The organism is Bradyrhizobium sp. A5 (assembly GCF_042076515.1).
Classification (GTDB): Bacteria; Pseudomonadota; Alphaproteobacteria; order Rhizobiales; family Xanthobacteraceae; genus Bradyrhizobium; species Bradyrhizobium cosmicum.
Window position 1 is genome coordinate 6,784,280 of record NZ_CP148990.1, and the last position, 14,660, is coordinate 6,798,939.

General features: G+C 66.3%; 11 protein-coding genes. 7 read left to right on the plus strand and 4 right to left on the minus strand.

Annotated features, from left to right (window positions below):
• The first annotated feature begins 8 nt into the window (after positions 1 to 8).
• The gene (locus WHZ77_RS32090; protein ID WP_375311591.1) at positions 9 to 296 is read left to right on the plus strand and encodes a hypothetical protein; all 288 of its coding nucleotides are present in this window, start codon (positions 9 to 11) and stop codon (positions 294 to 296) included.
• The gene (locus tag WHZ77_RS32095) at positions 293 to 487 is read left to right on the plus strand and encodes a type II toxin-antitoxin system RelE/ParE family toxin (protein WP_375311592.1); all 195 of its coding nucleotides are present in this window, start codon (positions 293 to 295) and stop codon (positions 485 to 487) included. The genes WHZ77_RS32090 and WHZ77_RS32095 overlap by 4 nt, the downstream gene beginning before the upstream one ends.
• 92 nt (positions 488 to 579) lie before the next feature.
• Here WHZ77_RS32095 and WHZ77_RS32100 read toward each other — a convergent pair whose 3' ends face one another.
• The gene (locus WHZ77_RS32100; protein ID WP_014439115.1) at positions 580 to 1,254 is read right to left on the minus strand and encodes a Crp/Fnr family transcriptional regulator; all 675 of its coding nucleotides are present in this window, start codon (positions 1,252 to 1,254) and stop codon (positions 580 to 582) included.
• 263 nt (positions 1,255 to 1,517) lie between these two features.
• On the opposite strand from WHZ77_RS32100, the gene WHZ77_RS32105 reads away from it, so the two are divergent.
• Entirely contained in the window at positions 1,518 to 3,593 is a 2,076-nt protein-coding gene (locus tag WHZ77_RS32105; protein WP_375311593.1) for an AsmA family protein, read from the plus strand.
• Between the two features lie 247 nt (positions 3,594 to 3,840).
• Complete coding sequence (locus WHZ77_RS32110; RefSeq protein ID WP_375311594.1) at positions 3,841 to 6,291, plus strand: adenylate/guanylate cyclase domain-containing protein; 2,451 nt, start codon at positions 3,841 to 3,843, stop codon at positions 6,289 to 6,291.
• Between the two features lie 193 nt (positions 6,292 to 6,484).
• Here WHZ77_RS32110 and WHZ77_RS32115 read toward each other — a convergent pair whose 3' ends face one another.
• Together WHZ77_RS32115 and WHZ77_RS32120 are read right to left on the minus strand one after the other, a co-directional pair.
• Positions 6,485 to 7,795 carry a Spy/CpxP family protein refolding chaperone gene (locus tag WHZ77_RS32115; RefSeq protein ID WP_375311595.1) on the minus strand — a complete coding sequence of 437 codons (1,311 nt, stop codon included), beginning with the start codon at positions 7,793 to 7,795 and terminating at the stop codon, positions 6,485 to 6,487.
• Positions 7,796 to 7,987: 192 nt separating this feature from the next.
• On the minus strand, positions 7,988 to 9,013 hold the full coding sequence (locus WHZ77_RS32120; protein WP_375311596.1) for a LysM peptidoglycan-binding domain-containing protein: 1,026 nt from the start codon (positions 9,011 to 9,013) through the stop codon (positions 7,988 to 7,990).
• A 152-nt stretch (positions 9,014 to 9,165) separates the two neighbouring features.
• Between WHZ77_RS32120 and WHZ77_RS32125 the strand changes: the two genes are divergently transcribed.
• The 3 genes from WHZ77_RS32125 (at position 9,166) to rpsU (ending at position 13,162) form a co-directional block, all read left to right on the plus strand.
• Positions 9,166 to 9,858: a hypothetical protein gene (locus tag WHZ77_RS32125; RefSeq protein WP_375311597.1), complete on the plus strand. Its 693-nt coding sequence runs from the start codon at positions 9,166 to 9,168 to the stop codon at positions 9,856 to 9,858.
• Positions 9,859 to 9,974: 116 nt separating this feature from the next.
• Positions 9,975 to 12,638, plus strand: a complete 2,664-nt coding sequence (locus tag WHZ77_RS32130) for an EAL domain-containing protein (RefSeq protein ID WP_375311598.1) — start codon at positions 9,975 to 9,977, stop codon at positions 12,636 to 12,638.
• Between the two features lie 248 nt (positions 12,639 to 12,886).
• Positions 12,887 to 13,162 (plus strand): 30S ribosomal protein S21, encoded by a 276-nt coding sequence (rpsU, locus tag WHZ77_RS32135; RefSeq protein ID WP_375311599.1) that lies wholly within the window; start codon positions 12,887 to 12,889, stop codon positions 13,160 to 13,162.
• 27 nt (positions 13,163 to 13,189) lie between these two features.
• On the opposite strand, the gene WHZ77_RS32140 is transcribed toward rpsU, so the two are convergent.
• Positions 13,190 to 14,638 (minus strand): acetyl-CoA hydrolase/transferase family protein, encoded by a 1,449-nt coding sequence (locus WHZ77_RS32140; protein ID WP_375314861.1) that lies wholly within the window; start codon positions 14,636 to 14,638, stop codon positions 13,190 to 13,192.
• Between the last annotated feature and the right edge of the window lie 22 nt (positions 14,639 to 14,660).

Here is a 14,660-nt window from a genome sequence, read left to right on the forward strand (position 1 = left end):
TTTTGGGCATGAACCTCGTCAGCCGCACGCTTGAGATCGACGCAAGCACCGATGCCCGCCTCAGGGAAATTGCCTCTGAGCGCGGGAAGGATGTCGCAACGGTGCTCGCCGAGGCTGTCGCGCTGCTGGATTCGGTCATCGATCTTTCTGGCCCGGACCTCGAAGAAGATCGCAATCGTTACGAGGAATTCAAGCGCACTGGGCTCGCCGTCCCGCTCGACGACGTCAAGACATGGGTGGCGAGCTGGGATTCTGTCGACGAGCTGCCTCGACCGCAGCCACGCAAGGTCAGATGATCCTGCTCTCGCCGGCCGCTCTCGAAGATATCGAGCGGCTGCGAACTTTCCTCGACACGGTGAACCCCGGGGCGGCAAGCCGCGCCTTAGCAATGATCTGGAAGGCCATCGACCGGCTGCTGGAATTTCCATCCTTGGGTAAGCCGACCAATGACGGCGATATCCGTCAGATCATCGTCCAGTTCGGCTAATCCGGTTACATCGTGCGATATGTCATCGTTCCCGAGTCCGGCGATATCCTTATCACGCGGCTCTGGCACGGCCGTGAAGCACGCACCTGACTCTACTCGTTCCGAGCGATCGCGGTCAGCTTGGTCATGTTCCGCAGCAGGATGCGGCCGCGCTGGAGATCGAGGATCGCTTCCTTGCGCCAGGTCTGAAGCTGGCGGTTGACGCTCTCGCGGGCGGCGCCGACGAAGACGCCAAGTTGCTCCTGCGAGATGTGCACCTCGGAGCCGAAATCGGCCGCGAGCGCGCAGAGTCGCCGCGCCAGCCGCACCGGCAGCGGCTGCAGCATGGATTCTTCCATGCGCTCGCTCTGCCAGCGGATGCGCTGGCAGAGCAGCGCGATGATCTTGATCGCGACCTTCGGCTCGCGCTCGAGGAAGGCAAGGAAATCTTCGCGCCGCAGCACGAACAATTCGCTGGCTTCGCCCGCGGTCGCGTCCGCGGTGCGGCTCTGGCCGTCCAGCACCGCGACCTCGCCGAACAGATCGCCCGGGCCCATGAAATTCAACGTCAACCGGCTGCCGTCGGAGGCGCCGGTCTCGATGCGGACCTGGCCGCGGCGTACGCCGAACAGCGCGTCGCCCGGATCGCCCTTCTGGAACAGCACCTCGCCGTTCCCCAGATGCTGGGTGTGGCAGAGATTGGACAACCGCTGGAGCTCGTCAGTGCCGAGATCCGCGAACATCGCGTTCATTTTCAGGATGACCGCAAATTCGGCCTGCTTGCTCATTTCAACTTCCTTGTGAACTTTTCCTTGGCCAGTGAACCCGGCCAATCTCCTTGGCAAATCGCTTGGAACCATCGAAAGCAGGATCGCGTAAAACCGCGTCGGGGAAGTGTGTCATAAGTCACATAACTTTGCAGCTCCCCCGGACTATTTTTACGTGCTTGGAGCCGCTTCCCGTCCGGGGATAAACTCAGGCGCAAAGGACGGATGCAAAGGACGGTACTTTGCCGGATTCGATGCCGCTCGTCCGTCGTTGGAAAGTCGACATGAGAGCAGTGAAATTCGCCGGCACGGCTGTGGCCGCCGTCATCATCGTGATCGCGCTCCTGCTGGTGGTCGGGATTCCCTCGGGCTTCCTGACCTCGACGATTGCGTCGCGGGTCGAGAGCGCGACCGGCTATCGCCTGTCGATCGACGGCACTACCAGGATCAGCCTGTGGCCGACGCTGAACGTCACGCTGAACGACCTCACGTTGCAGGACCCCAAAGACCGCAGCGGCATCACGCGCCTCACGATCGATCGCGTGCAGGCCGACATGTCGCTCTCGAGCGTGTGGTCGGGCCGTCCGAAGATCAGCGAGCTCGTCGTCACCCATCCCATGCTCTACCAGCCGCTGCTGCGCGAGCGCCTGCCGAACGCCGGCACCTCGTCGAAGCCGCTCGCGCTCGACACCGACGGCGTGAGCATCGATCGCGTCAAGGTCGATGACGGCGAGGTCGCGTTCGCACGCGTGCGCGATCGCGTCGAGGGCCGGATCAGCGCCATCAATGCCGACGCGATCGTTGGCCGCGACCGCAAGGTCAACATCACCGGCACTGCGCGCGTCGGCGAGCACCCGACCAAGTTCGACATCAAGGCGGCGATGCCGGCGCCGCCGATCGACCGGCCGACCGTTCCGGTGGAATTCGCCATCGACATGCCCGACGTGCTGAAGTCCCAGCTCACCGGCCATGCCGAGATGCGCCTGAACGGCGACGTCGTGATGATCAACGGCGTCAACGGCCGGCTCGGCGACGGCGCCTTCAACGGCTGGGCCTCGGTCGACATCGCGAGCAAGCCGCTGGTCAAGGTCGATCTCGATTTCCAGCGTCTCGCGATTCCGCTGGCGAAAACGCCCGACGGCGCGTCGGGACAACCCTGGAGCAACGCGCCGATCGACGTGTCCGGGCTCAATTATGTCGACGCGCAAATCAGGATCTCCGCGAACGAGGCCGTGATCGGCGATGCGCGCTTCGCGCCGCTCGCGCTCGATGCGAAGCTCGCCGGCGGCGTGCTGAAAGCCGGCACCGCCAATCTCGGCGCCTATGGCGGCCAGGTCTCGGGCGAAGTGATCCTGGACGCGACCACCGGCGCACCGAGCTTTGCCATGCATTCCGACCTCGTCGGCGTGCGCGCGCTGCCGCTGCTCCAGGGCCTCGCCGAATTCGACCGGATCGACGGCAAGCTGCAAGCCAAGCTCGCGCTGCGCAGCGCCGGCACCAGCCAGCGCGCGCTGATGGCGAACATGCAGGGCACTGCTTTCGTCAATTTCCAGGACGGCGCCATCCGCGGCATCAATGTCGCGCAGATGATCCGCTCGCTGACGTCGGGCACGCTGTCCGGCTGGCAGGACAACCAAAACAGCAGCCAGGAACAGAGCACCGATCTGTCGCAGCTCTCGGCGTCCTTCCGCATCGACAAGGGCCAGGCGGTGACGACCGACCTCAATCTGATCGGGCCGCTGGTGCGCGTCACCGGCGCCGGCACCATCGCGCTCGACACCAAGATGATGGGTTTTCGCGTCGAGCCCAAGCTGGTGATGACGACCGAAGGCCAGGGCCGCGCCTCCGAGCCGGTCGGCTTCGGCATCCCCGTGATGATCACCGGGGCCTGGTCGCAGCCGCGGATCTACCCCGACATGGCCGGCATGCTGGACAATCCGGACGCCGCCTACGCCAAACTGCGCGAGATGGGCAAGGGCCTGTTCGGCCCCGACGGCGCCGGGCTCGGCAACATTCTGGGCAGCCTCGGCCTTGGCGGGGCGACCGCCGCGCCGGGTGGCAGCAGTGCCGCTCCCGGCAACGTCAATCCGCAGACTCAGCAGCCGGGACAGAACAATCTGCTCGGCGGCCCCTTGGGCGAAGCGATCGGAAACCTGATCCAGCAAGGGCTTTCCAGCGGCACGGGCGCCAACGCCGGCACCGCGACGGGCACCGGCCGCAGCCGCAGCCTGCCGGCAACGCCGACCAACCCCGCGCCGCAGGCCTCTCCCGCGCCCCCGGCCCAGGATGACCCGGCGGTGGCGCAGCAGGACAGCCAGCCGATGAACGACGTGCTGCGGCAGCTCTTTAACAATCGATGATTGGCGGACCAACGTGCTGGACTCCACGCCAGTCCCTTACATCGGCTTCCCCGCCCGCCGCTTCATCCGAACGGATGAGGCTGCGACAATTCACCACCATTTCGGCCTCCCCCGGCGTCCATAACGGGTAACCACGCCGGCCGGTCCGCCGGTCCGGGACGGTCCATTGGCTCAAATTATGGTAGAAGGGCGGTCGGGCCTGTACGGCCCGTAGCGCCGGCGTCGAGGGCGGCGCGAGAGGATCCGGATGGCGGGAGCGAAAGACAAGACACGGTTTCTGCGCGAGGGCCTGTTCGCCAAATACGTCGTCTCCCTCGTCGGCCTCGTCGTGTTCGTGCTCGCCGTCAACGGCGCGATGGAGACCTGGATCTCCTATCGCGCCACCAAGACACAGCTGACCGACGGGCTCGAGGACAAGGCGCAAGGAGCCGCGAGGCGGATCGAGCAGTCGATCTCCGAGCTCGAGCGCCAGATCAGCTGGGTGACGCGGGCGAGCCAGGACACGCTGGAGAAGCGCCGCGCCGACTACGCCGCACTGCTGCACCAGGTCTCGGTCGTCAACCAGTTGTTCCAGCTCAACGGCGAGGGACGCGAGGTGCTGCGCGTCTCGCGCCAGTCGACCACGACCGGCAGCAATGCCGACCTGTCCCGCGACATGCGCTTTACCGACACCGTCGCCCGCGGCGTCAGCTATGCGCCGGCCTGGTTCGTCGAGCGCACGCCGATGATGTCGATCTCGGTGGCGCATTCGGGCTTCAACGCCGGCGTCACCGTGGCCGAGATCGACCTCAACTTCCTCTCCGACTTCCTGTCCGACACCCAGGTCGGCAAGGCCGCCTTCGCCTATGTGGTCGATCCGCGCGGCCGCGTGCTGGCGACGTCGTCGAAGGGGCCCGATGTCGGCAAGGATCTGTCGAAGCTGCCGCAGGTGGCGGCCGCGATCGCGCCGGGGCGCGCGCCCGACACATCGGGCACCGATTTCAACGGCCATGCGGTGATGAGCGCCGCCAGCACCGTACCGAAGCTCGGCTGGAACGTGATGTTCGAGCAGCCGACCACGCAGGCGCTGATGCCGATCCGCGACCAGCTGGTGCGCATTGCACTGCTGATCGGGATGGGCCTGCTGGTCGCGATCCTCGCCGGCACGCTGCTCGCCCGCCGCATGATCATCCCGATCACCGCGCTGCGCGACGGCGCGCACAAGCTCGGCGAGGGCGATTTCAGCCACCGCATCGACGTGCACACCTCCGACGAGCTGGAAGACCTCGCCGGCCAGTTCAACCGCATGGCCGACCAGATCCAGGAAACTTATTCAAATCTCGAAACCAAGGTCGACGAGCGCACCCGCGATCTCGCCCAGTCGATCAACGAGCTGAAGGTGCTGGAAGAGGTCGGCCGCGCCGTCGCGTCCTCGCTCGATCTCAACGCCGTGCTGCCGACCATCGCCGCGCGCGCGATCGAGATCACCCATGCCGATGCGGTGCTGATCTACGGCTATGATGCCGCGACGCGCCGCTTCCACCTGGTCGAAGCGGGCGGCATCGACAGATCGGCCGATGGCGCCCATGTCACCATCGACGAAGGCGAGAACATCCTGAGCGATGCCGCCGGAAGCGGCGAGCCGATCGCGCTGGCCGATCTCGACCAGGCCGCCGGGCAACCGCTGCGCGACGTCGCGGTCGATGCCGGCTTCCATTCGGTGCTGGTGGTGCCGCTGGTGGACCAGCAGGGCACGCTCGGCTCGCTCGTGGTGCTGCGCCGCGCCAGTGGGGAATTCGCCGCCAGCATCATCGGGTTGATGCGCACCTTCGCCAACCAGGCGGTGCTGGCGATGCGCAACGCGCGGCTGTTCACCGAGGTCGACCACAAGGGCCGCGAGCTTGCGGCCGCGAACGAGACCGTTCGCGCCCAGGCCGACAAGCTGCGCGAGCAGACCGAGCAGCTCAAGGACTGGAACAAGTCGCTCGAGGAGCGTGTCGAGACCCAGCTCGGCGAGATCGAGCGCATCCGCAAGCTCGAGCGATTCCTGGCGCCGCAGGTGGCGCAGCTGATCGCCTCCTCCGACAGCCCCGAGGGACTGCTCACCAGCCAGCGCCGCGAAGTGACCGTGGTGTTCTGCGACCTGCGCGGCTTCACCGCCTTCACCGAGGCGACCGAGCCGGAAGAGGCGATGAACGTGCTGCGCGAATATCACGCCGCGCTCGGCACGCTGATCTTCAAATACGAGGGCACGCTCGACAAATATGCCGGCGACGGCGTGATGATCCTGTTCAACGCGCCGATCCAGTTCGAGGACCACACCAAGCGCGCCGTGAAGATGGCGGTGGAGATGCGCGACACGATCGGCCCGCTGACCGAGCGCTGGCGCAACCGCGGGCATAGCCTCGGGTTCGGCATCGGCATCGCGCTCGGGTATGCCACGCTCGGCCAGGTCGGCTTCGAGCAGCGGCTGGAATATGCCGCGATCGGCAGCGTCACCAACCTCGCCTCGCGCCTCTGCGGCGAGGCCAAGCCCAACCAGATCGTCGTCAGCCGCCGCGTCTACGGCATCGTCGAGCCCTGGGTGGAGGCGCGCGCACTCGATGATCTCCAGCTCAAGGGCTTCAATCATCCCGTGCTGGCGATGGAGATTCTGAACTGGCGCGAGGAAGTGGAGAACGTGGTGGATGCGGCTGCGGCGGCGCGGCGGCGCGGGTAGCCAAAACAGAAACGTCGAAAACAACCCCATGCACAGTAGGCAAGCCACTGGCTGGCCTAGCGAAACTCTGAGCGCTACGGATTTAACGAATTTTCCGTTGACGCGTCGGGCAAAACACTGGCAGAATGACATCATCGGGTGATTGCCCCGGACTTCGTGTCGTCAGGCGTTGGTGCGTTTGCGTCCGCGAGCCTCACACCCCGCGCTTCGGCCCGATCGCCTCGAACCCGGCCTTCTGCACGTCGCTCAAATCCACCTCGAAATCGTCGAGCGCGTCGCCGACGCCTTTCACGGCTTGCAGCATCGTCTCCAGCCGCGCCTTTACCGCGGCAAGACGGGCCTGCGGTGTCGCGGCGGGCTTGGTCGGGCAGGCGCTGAGCGTTTCCATGGTGCGCAGCGTGGTGTCCTGGAGCACGTCGAGCCTCGCGCGGGCGACCTCGTCGAGCCCAAGCGTGGACGCGATCTCGGCGGCGGGCCATTGCTGCTGCACGAGCTGCTCGTATTGGCGCTGCGCCTGCACGTCGTAGCGAGGATCATAGCCGGACGCGCAGGCGCTTGGGCCTTTCTCGTCGTTGCGCTGGCCCGCGCTGAGCGCTGCGAGGCGCTCGCTGGAGATCGCCTCGAGCTTTGCCTTCTGGCCGTCGTCGAGCAGACTTTCGAATTTGGCCAGCGGCGGGGCGATCGCGTCCGCCGCCTTGATCATGGCCTCGATGCGCGTCTGCATCAGGCCGAGGCGCTCCGTTGCGCTCGCCGGCGGCCGCGCCGGGCAGGCGGTGCGGATGGTGTCGCGCGCAAAACGCCAGGCGGCTGCGAGCTCGTCCAGCACTGCGCGCTGCAATTCGTTCGGCTGCACGGCGCTAGCGATGCGGTCGACCGGCAGGCCGCCGCTGTCGCTGGCATCGCAGACGGCGTCCAGGGTCGGCACCCTTCGCCCGCGCCTGACTGGCGGCGCGGCGTAGGCGGCGAGTTCGGTCGCCGCATAGGGCGCGAAGATCGCGGCATAGATGTCGCCATAGCCGTAGAGCGAGAGGCTGGTCGCATCGCCAAGGATGATTGCATTGGTGATATCGTCATGCGCGAACGGCCAGAACACCGGGCCGACCCAGCCATAGCTGCCGTCAGGATGGCGCCACCAGCCCTGCGGTCGGCGGCCACCATGCCAGCCGGACAGCGCGGCCTGCGCCGTGAGTGCGGCACGCAGAACGTAAGGATTGGCGAGTTGGCCGCGCTCGGCACCGCGGGGATCCTGCGACCGCAACGCGGCGGCGCGGTAGCGGCTGCCGCGTACCGCCATGCGGGAATGGCGCAGGCGCGAGAGGCCGATGACGTGGCCGACGGCGAAACGTGCGACGCCGAGCGGACCGCCGCGGATCCCGAACTGCGCCTCGGCTTTGCCTGGCAGCAACAGAGCCAGACTCGCGAGGGCCGCAGCCGCCAGCGCCAGCCGCATGCGTGATATCGAGCTGACCAAAGAGTTGACCACGTCCTGGCCCTCCGCGCGCATCGCGTCGCAGGAAAGAGACGCGGAGCGGAACCAAAGGTTCCGGAGCGGCGGTGGTCAAAGCGTCGCGGGCCGTGAGGTCCGCTCGCTTGCGGCCATCCTTCGAGACGCCCGCCTGCGGCGGGCCCTCAGGATGAGGTCGCGTTTTGCGGCAAGACTTCAGGAGAGGGACGTCGCGCCCACCAAGGCCGCAGCTCACTCCGCCTTCTGCGGCAGCACGAAGGTCTGGCCGGGATAGATCAGATTGGGATTGTGGATCTTGTCGCGGTTGGCTTTGAAGATCACGGCGTAGCGGGCGCCGTCGCCGTAAGCGAGCCGGCTGAGGGTCCACAGGCTGTCGCCGCGGGTGATCACCCGGCTGCCGGTCCCTGCGGGCGCAGTGTTGAAGACGTCCGCCGGAGATGCCGATGCGACCGTCGTGGGCGTCGGCGCGGCTGGCGCATGCGCCATCAACCGCGGTTTCGATACGCCGGTCAGCCTCGGCCGCGCCGCTGATTTCTCCGATGCGGAAGGCAGGCGCGGCCCCGGAAGAGCCGCGACGACATCCGACTTCTCATCCGGCTTCTCGGCCTGCTTCGCCTCCGGCCGGGCGGCCGGCGCGGGGCGCGCGGGCGGCGGCGCGGCTTCGGCGACGGTCACCGGCATGGTGCGGGCGGACTGCGTGACGGTGCCGTCAGGCGATTTCGCGCGCAGGGTCAGTTCATAGGAACCGGCGGGAAGCTTTGGCGGGGTCATCACGAACTGGCCCGACGCATCGGCCACCACGGTGTCGAGCGGCTGGCCGTCGCGCAGCAGCTCGACCCTGGCGCCCGGCGCGGCCACGCCCGCGATCACCGCCGCCTCGCCATGATCGTCGACGCGCGCGACGTCGAAGCGGGGGCCCGCGTCGGTCGCGGCCGCCGGCGGCTTGGCCGGCACGAGATCGGCCAGCGCCGTAACCTGCTTCTGCGTCTCGGCCATCGCATCCGCCTTCGGCGTGGGCGGCGCCGTGGCGGCAAGCTTCGGCTCGTCGGGCTTGGCTGCTGGCTTGGCTTCGACTTTGGCTTCGACTTTGGCCTCGGCCTTCGGCTCCAGCCTGACTTCCGGCTTCGTGGCCGCCGCAATCTCGGTCTTCGTCCCGCCCGGCAAGAGGCGGCGCAGCTCAAGGGGGCCGATCACCAGCACGGTGCCGACCAATGCGAGCAGACAGAAGGCAATGAAAGCCTTGGACGCGGTGATCATCAGGACATGAACCTTGGCTGGCAAATCGGCCGAAGGCGGCAAATTGCGCCGATTTGGCTGCGGCAGCAAGACGGTCGATGGGATGAACCGGCGCGGCCCCCTCGGCGTCAAATGAGCGAGGCCGCGCTGCGGCATTTTTCAAGGATTTTCCCGTGACCGCGCTTTTTCGCACCGCGCCATGGCTGGCGCTCGCCTTGACGCTCGCCGCCTCCCCCGCGCTTGCCGCATCCGGCCCGCCGCCGGACTACGTCCTCACTGACAAAGCCGATCTCGCCTTCACCTCGCCCGACGGCGCCACCGGGATCGAGCAGTACATGAGGGAGGGAAAGGATTTTGATATCAAATGGCAGGCCTGGGCACGGCACGGCGAGCGGATGACCGAGCTGAAGCCGGAGCAGGATTATCCGGCCGGCTTTCGCTTCACCCCCGACTCGCAATGGCTGGTGCGGATGCAGAAGACCGGCTCCGGCGAACAGGATCTGTTTCTCTACCATGTCGAGAACGGCGCCTTCGTGAACGCGACGAAGACGTCGCTCGGCGATCTCGCCTGGGCCTATTTCCACAGCCGGCCGGACACCAAGAAGATGAAGCTCGACTTCCATATCTCGGCCAATCTGATGAAGGGCAGCGAAGAGGCCTATCGCTGGCTCGGCGTCGACTGGCCCGCCAACCGCTACCTCGTGATCTCGCTGTCAGGCGAAATGGACAAGCATCCGAAGAACGTCGCCGTGAAGGGGCTCGCCGACTGGAAATGCCGTTACGACCTCACGACCGGCAAGTTCGACGTGCCGGAGATGTTCGCGAAGGGGAACGCGGAAGCGCTGAAATGGGAGATCAAGCGGTGAACGCGCCGGCCGGTGCACCAACCCGCTGATTCCGTTCCGATTCATCATTTCCTAACCCTTGCTGGTAACGGGGTCTTGGCGGTTTTGCTGCATCTTGCATCCCACGGGAGGGCTGGATGGGCACATCGATCCGATGGACCGCGCGCATGCGCGCGTTGCTCCGGCGTTGGCAGGGCGCGCCGCTGACGTGGCTGATCGCCGGCGGCGTCGTGCTGATGATCGCGATGGCCATCGGCACCGCGCTGACCGTCGACCGCTTCCGGCAGAATGCGATCGTGAGCGGCCGCGACAGCCTGGAGAGCGCCGTGCGGCTGCTGGCCCGGCATTTCGACCGTGAGTTCGAGGATTTCGCGGTGCTCCAGAAGAGCATCATCGCCGAGCTCGAAAGCCACGGCATCGAATCCGCCGAGATCTTCCGCAGCGAGATGGGCACCCTCGCGATGCACGAGGCGCTGCGCGCCAAGGCCAGCGGCTGGTCCGATGTCGCCGGCGCCAACGTGTTCGATTCCAGGGGCGTGCTGATCAATTCGTCGAAGCGCTGGCCGGTCGCCGACATCTCGGTATCGGACCGCGGCTATTTCAACCGCCTCATGAACGATCCCGCCGCACAGGAAGAGATCGAGGTCGTGCCCGGCCGGTTCGGCGACGGACCCGCGATCGTGTTCGCACGCCGCATCTCCGGTCCGCACGGCGAATTCCTCGGCATGGTGTCGCGCGCGATCGCGCCCGAGCAACTGGAATCCTTCTTCGCATCGAGCGGGCTCGGCGAGGATTCCTCGATCGCGATGCATCACCAGAACGGCCAGTTGCTCGCGCGCATTCCGCATGTCGATGCGATGATCGGGCAGAACTACCGCAAGGGCACGCCCGAGCAGATGGCGGTGTTCGAGCGAACTTTCGTCACGACCCAGCTCGCCAGCCCGATGGACGGCAAGGACCGTATCGTCGCCTCGCGCATGCTGACCGGCGAACCGCTGGTCGTGGTCGCCACCCGATCGCTGGACGCAACGCTCGCCACCTGGCACACCCAAACCAAATTCTTCGTCGCCGTCGCCGTGCTGTCGATCGGCCTGCTCGTGCTCACGCTCTATCTGATCTTCCGCCAGATGACACGCCGGCTGTCGATCGAGAAGCAGCGGCTCGACACCGCCATGAACACGATGACGCAGGGCCTTCTGATGTTCGATCAGGACGAGCAGCTGATCGTCTGTAACCGGCGCTACGTCGAGATGTACGGCCTCTCCACCGACGTGGTGAAGCCCGGCGCCTATTTCCGCGACGTGATCCGGCACCGCCACGACACCGGCTCGTTCGAAGGCGACGTCGATGCCTATTGCGACGGGATCCTGAGCCAGGTCGGACTCACGCAGAGCGCCATCGTGGAGACCGCCGACGGCCGCCTGATCGAGATCAAGAACCAGCCCGGCGCTTCCGGCGGCTGGCTCGCCACCCATGACGACGTCACCGAGCGCATCCGCGCCGACGAGCGCATCGCGCACATGGCGCATTACGACGCGCTGACCGACCTGCCCAACCGCGTGCTGATGCGCGGCCATCTGGAGCGCCGCGTGGCGGAGCTGGCCCAGGGCAAGCCGTTCGCGATCCTCTATATCGACGTCGACGAGTTCAAGGGCGTCAACGATTCCCTCGGCCACGAGGTCGGCGACGAATTGCTGCGCCAGGTCGCGAGCCGCCTGCGCGCCTGCGTCAGCGGCAACGATCTCGTCGCGCGTCTCGGCGGCGACGAGTTCGCCATCGTCAAGGCCGGAACCAGCGACCCGGCCGAACTGACGGCATTGGCTGAAGATATCCTCAAGGCGCTGCGTTCGCCCGTGAACTGCAAGGGCCAGGAGATTCCGACCGACGCCAGTATCGGCATCGCGATCGCGCCCGACCATGGCGACAATCTCGACGACCTACTCAAGCGCGCCGATCTGGCGATGTATGCGGCGAAGTCGGAGGGCCGCCGCACCTTCCGCCTGTTCGTGCCCGAATACGACGCCAAGGCGCGGCTGCGCCGGCAGCTCGAGCTCGATTTGCGCCAGGCGCTCGCCCGCGGCGAATTCGAGGTGCATTACCAGCCGCTGGTCGACCTTGCGGCCAATGTCGTCACCGGCTGCGAGGCGCTGCTGCGCTGGCGCCATCCCGAGCACGGCATGATCTCGCCCGCCGACTTCATCCCGGTCGCCGAGGAGACCGGATTGATCGGCGAGATCGGCGAATGGGTGCTGAAGCAGGCCTGTACCGAAGCCGCCAGCTGGCCGGGCAATATCCATGTCGCCGTCAACGTCTCGCCGGTGCAGTTCCGCGCCCGCACGCTGGCGCTCAAGGTCGCCGCCGCGCTCGCGGAATCAGGCCTCGCGCCCGGCCGGCTCGAGCTCGAGGTCACCGAAACCGTGCTGATCCGCGACGACGAGGAGGCGCTGACGATCCTGCAGCAACTGCGCGAACTCGGCGTGCGCATCGCGCTCGACGATTTCGGCACCGGCTATTCCTCGCTGAGCTATCTGCATCGTTTTCCCTTCGACAAGATCAAGATCGACCGGAGCTTCATCAGCGACATCGGCGAGCCCGAGGACTCGTCCGCGATCGTGCAGGCGGTGGTGCACATGGCCGCCGCCCGCCATATGGCGACGACCGCGGAAGGCGTCGAGACCGAAGCCCAGCGCGACGTGCTGCGGCAGCTCGGATGCAGCCAGATGCAGGGCTGGCTGTTCAGCCCGGCGGTTCCGGCCGCGAAACTGAAACAATTGCTGGCCGCGCAGGCGGCGGCTGCCTAGCGCTCCTCGCCGCGCCCCGTGCGGGTTTCGGACCGCGAATTGACGTCCAGGAACGCCTTATCGATTGACACGGCCGCCCGGGAGTGTTCACGTCGCCCCCGAACTGTATCGCGATGCCAAGTCGCTCGCGTGTTCGAGGCCGGCGGACCAGATCGCCGTTGCTGTCACCCTCACGATCGCAATGAAACTCCTGCGCAATCGGCTGCGTGCAGGACTGCCTTATTTCGCAGCCCAGCAAGGAATTTCAATTGCAGGTCCTCGTCCGCGACAACAACATCGATCAGGCGCTTCGTGTTCTGAAGAAGAAGATGCAGCGCGAAGGCGTTTTTCGCGAGATGAAACAGCGGCGCTCCTACGAGAAGCCTTCCGAGAAGAAGACGCGCGAGAAAGCCGAGGCCATTCGTCGGGCCCGCAAGCTCGCTCGCAAGCAGATGATCAGGGAAGGCCTGCTTCCCGCGCCTCCGAAAAAGAAGCTTCCGGAGCGCAAGCCCGGCCTGCCGCAGACCGCACGACCCGCGAGCTGAACGCAGCCGCCCCGGCGGCTCCGCTCTTCAGCGCAAGGGATCGACCATGCGGAAGGCTTCGTCCAGCAGATGCGGCGTGTGCTTTCCCGGCGAGAGCCGGCACGCACGGTCGAAATAATCCTTCAGTGCCGGCCGGAACGACGGGTGCGCTGCATTGCCGATGACGACCGCGGCCCGCTGTTTCGGCGACAGGCCGCGCAAATCGGCAAGACCGTGCTCGGTCACGATGATCTGCACGTCGTGCTCGGTGTGATCGACGTGCGTCACCATCGGCACGATCGCCGAGATCGATCCACCCTTGGCGGTCGACGGCGTCATGAAGATCGAGAGATAGGCGTTGCGCGCGAAATCCCCGGAGCCGCCGATCCCATTCATGATGGTGGTGCCGCGAATGTGGGTCGAGTTGACGTTGCCGTAGATGTCGGCCTCGATCAATCCGTTCATTGCGATCACCCCGAGCCGCCGGATCACCTCGGGATGGTTGGAGATCTCCTGCGTGCGCAGCACGATTTTCGTCTTGAGGCTTTCGATGTCGCGGTCGAATTGCCGGGTCGCGTCGGCACTGAACGACAGCGCGGTGGCGGAGGCGAGCACCATCCGGCCGGAGCGAACCAGGTTCAGCATGCCGTCCTGCAACACTTCGGTATAAGCGGTCAGCCCGGAGAACGGGCCGTTCTCGAGTCCCGCCATCACGGCATTGGCCACGTTGCCGACGCCGGACTGGATCGGCAGCAATTCCGGCGGCAGCCGGCCGCGGCGAACCTCGTGCCCCAGAAATTCGAGGATATGACCGGCGATCGCTTCGGATGTCGCATCAGATGCAGCGAAGCTGGTGTCGCGGTCCGGAGCATTGGTCTCGACCACGGCAATGACCTTGGCGGGATCGCAGCGAAACGTGGTCTCGCCAATCCTGTCGCCGGGCGCGATGATGGGGATGGGCTTGCGATGCGGCGGCAGCCGGGTGCCGTAGTAGACGTCGTGCATGCCCTGCAGCGCCGTGCTCATCCCCGAATTGACCTCGAGAATGATGCGATCGGCCTGGTCCAGCCAGGTCTTGTTGTTGCCGATGGACTTCGAGGGCACCAGGCTGCCGTCCGGCAGGATGGCCGTGACCTCGATCAGCGCGACATCCAGATGTCCGAGAAAGCCGAACCAGACGAACTGCGCGACGTGGCTGAGGTGAATGTCGACGTAATCCATCGCGCCGGCATTGATGCGCTCGCGCGTGATCGGATCGGATTGGTAGGGCAAGCGCAGCTCGACGCCGTTGACCTTGGCCAGCGCACCATCCAGCTCGGGCGCGGTCGAAGCGCCGGTCCACACGCCGATCCGGAACTGTTCGCCGCGCGCATGCGCCCGCTCGATCCGGCGCGCCAGCGCCGTCGGGACCGCCTTCGGGTGACCGGATCCGGTAAAGCCGCTCATGCCGACATTCGCGCCGTGCGGCACGAGCGCGGCGGCATCATCGGCCGACATGATTTTCGAGCGAAATGCCGGC

Bases quoted from the DNA above. Each gene is read 5' to 3' on its own strand.
- WHZ77_RS32090 (WP_375311591.1), top strand. From the start codon at position 9: ATGAACCTCGTCAGCCGCACGCTTGAGATCGACGCAAGCACCGATGCC.
- WHZ77_RS32095 (WP_375311592.1), top strand. From the start codon at position 293: ATGATCCTGCTCTCGCCGGCCGCTCTCGAAGATATCGAGCGGCTGCGA.
- WHZ77_RS32100 (WP_014439115.1), bottom strand. From the start codon at position 1,254: ATGAGCAAGCAGGCCGAATTTGCGGTCATCCTGAAAATGAACGCGATG.
- WHZ77_RS32105 (WP_375311593.1), top strand. From the start codon at position 1,518: ATGAGAGCAGTGAAATTCGCCGGCACGGCTGTGGCCGCCGTCATCATC.
- WHZ77_RS32110 (WP_375311594.1), top strand. From the start codon at position 3,841: ATGGCGGGAGCGAAAGACAAGACACGGTTTCTGCGCGAGGGCCTGTTC.
- WHZ77_RS32115 (WP_375311595.1), bottom strand. From the start codon at position 7,795: ATGCGCGCGGAGGGCCAGGACGTGGTCAACTCTTTGGTCAGCTCGATA.
- WHZ77_RS32120 (WP_375311596.1), bottom strand. From the start codon at position 9,013: ATGATCACCGCGTCCAAGGCTTTCATTGCCTTCTGTCTGCTCGCATTG.
- WHZ77_RS32130 (WP_375311598.1), top strand. From the start codon at position 9,975: ATGGGCACATCGATCCGATGGACCGCGCGCATGCGCGCGTTGCTCCGG.
- WHZ77_RS32140 (WP_375314861.1), bottom strand. From the start codon at position 14,638: ATGTCGGCCGATGATGCCGCCGCGCTCGTGCCGCACGGCGCGAATGTC.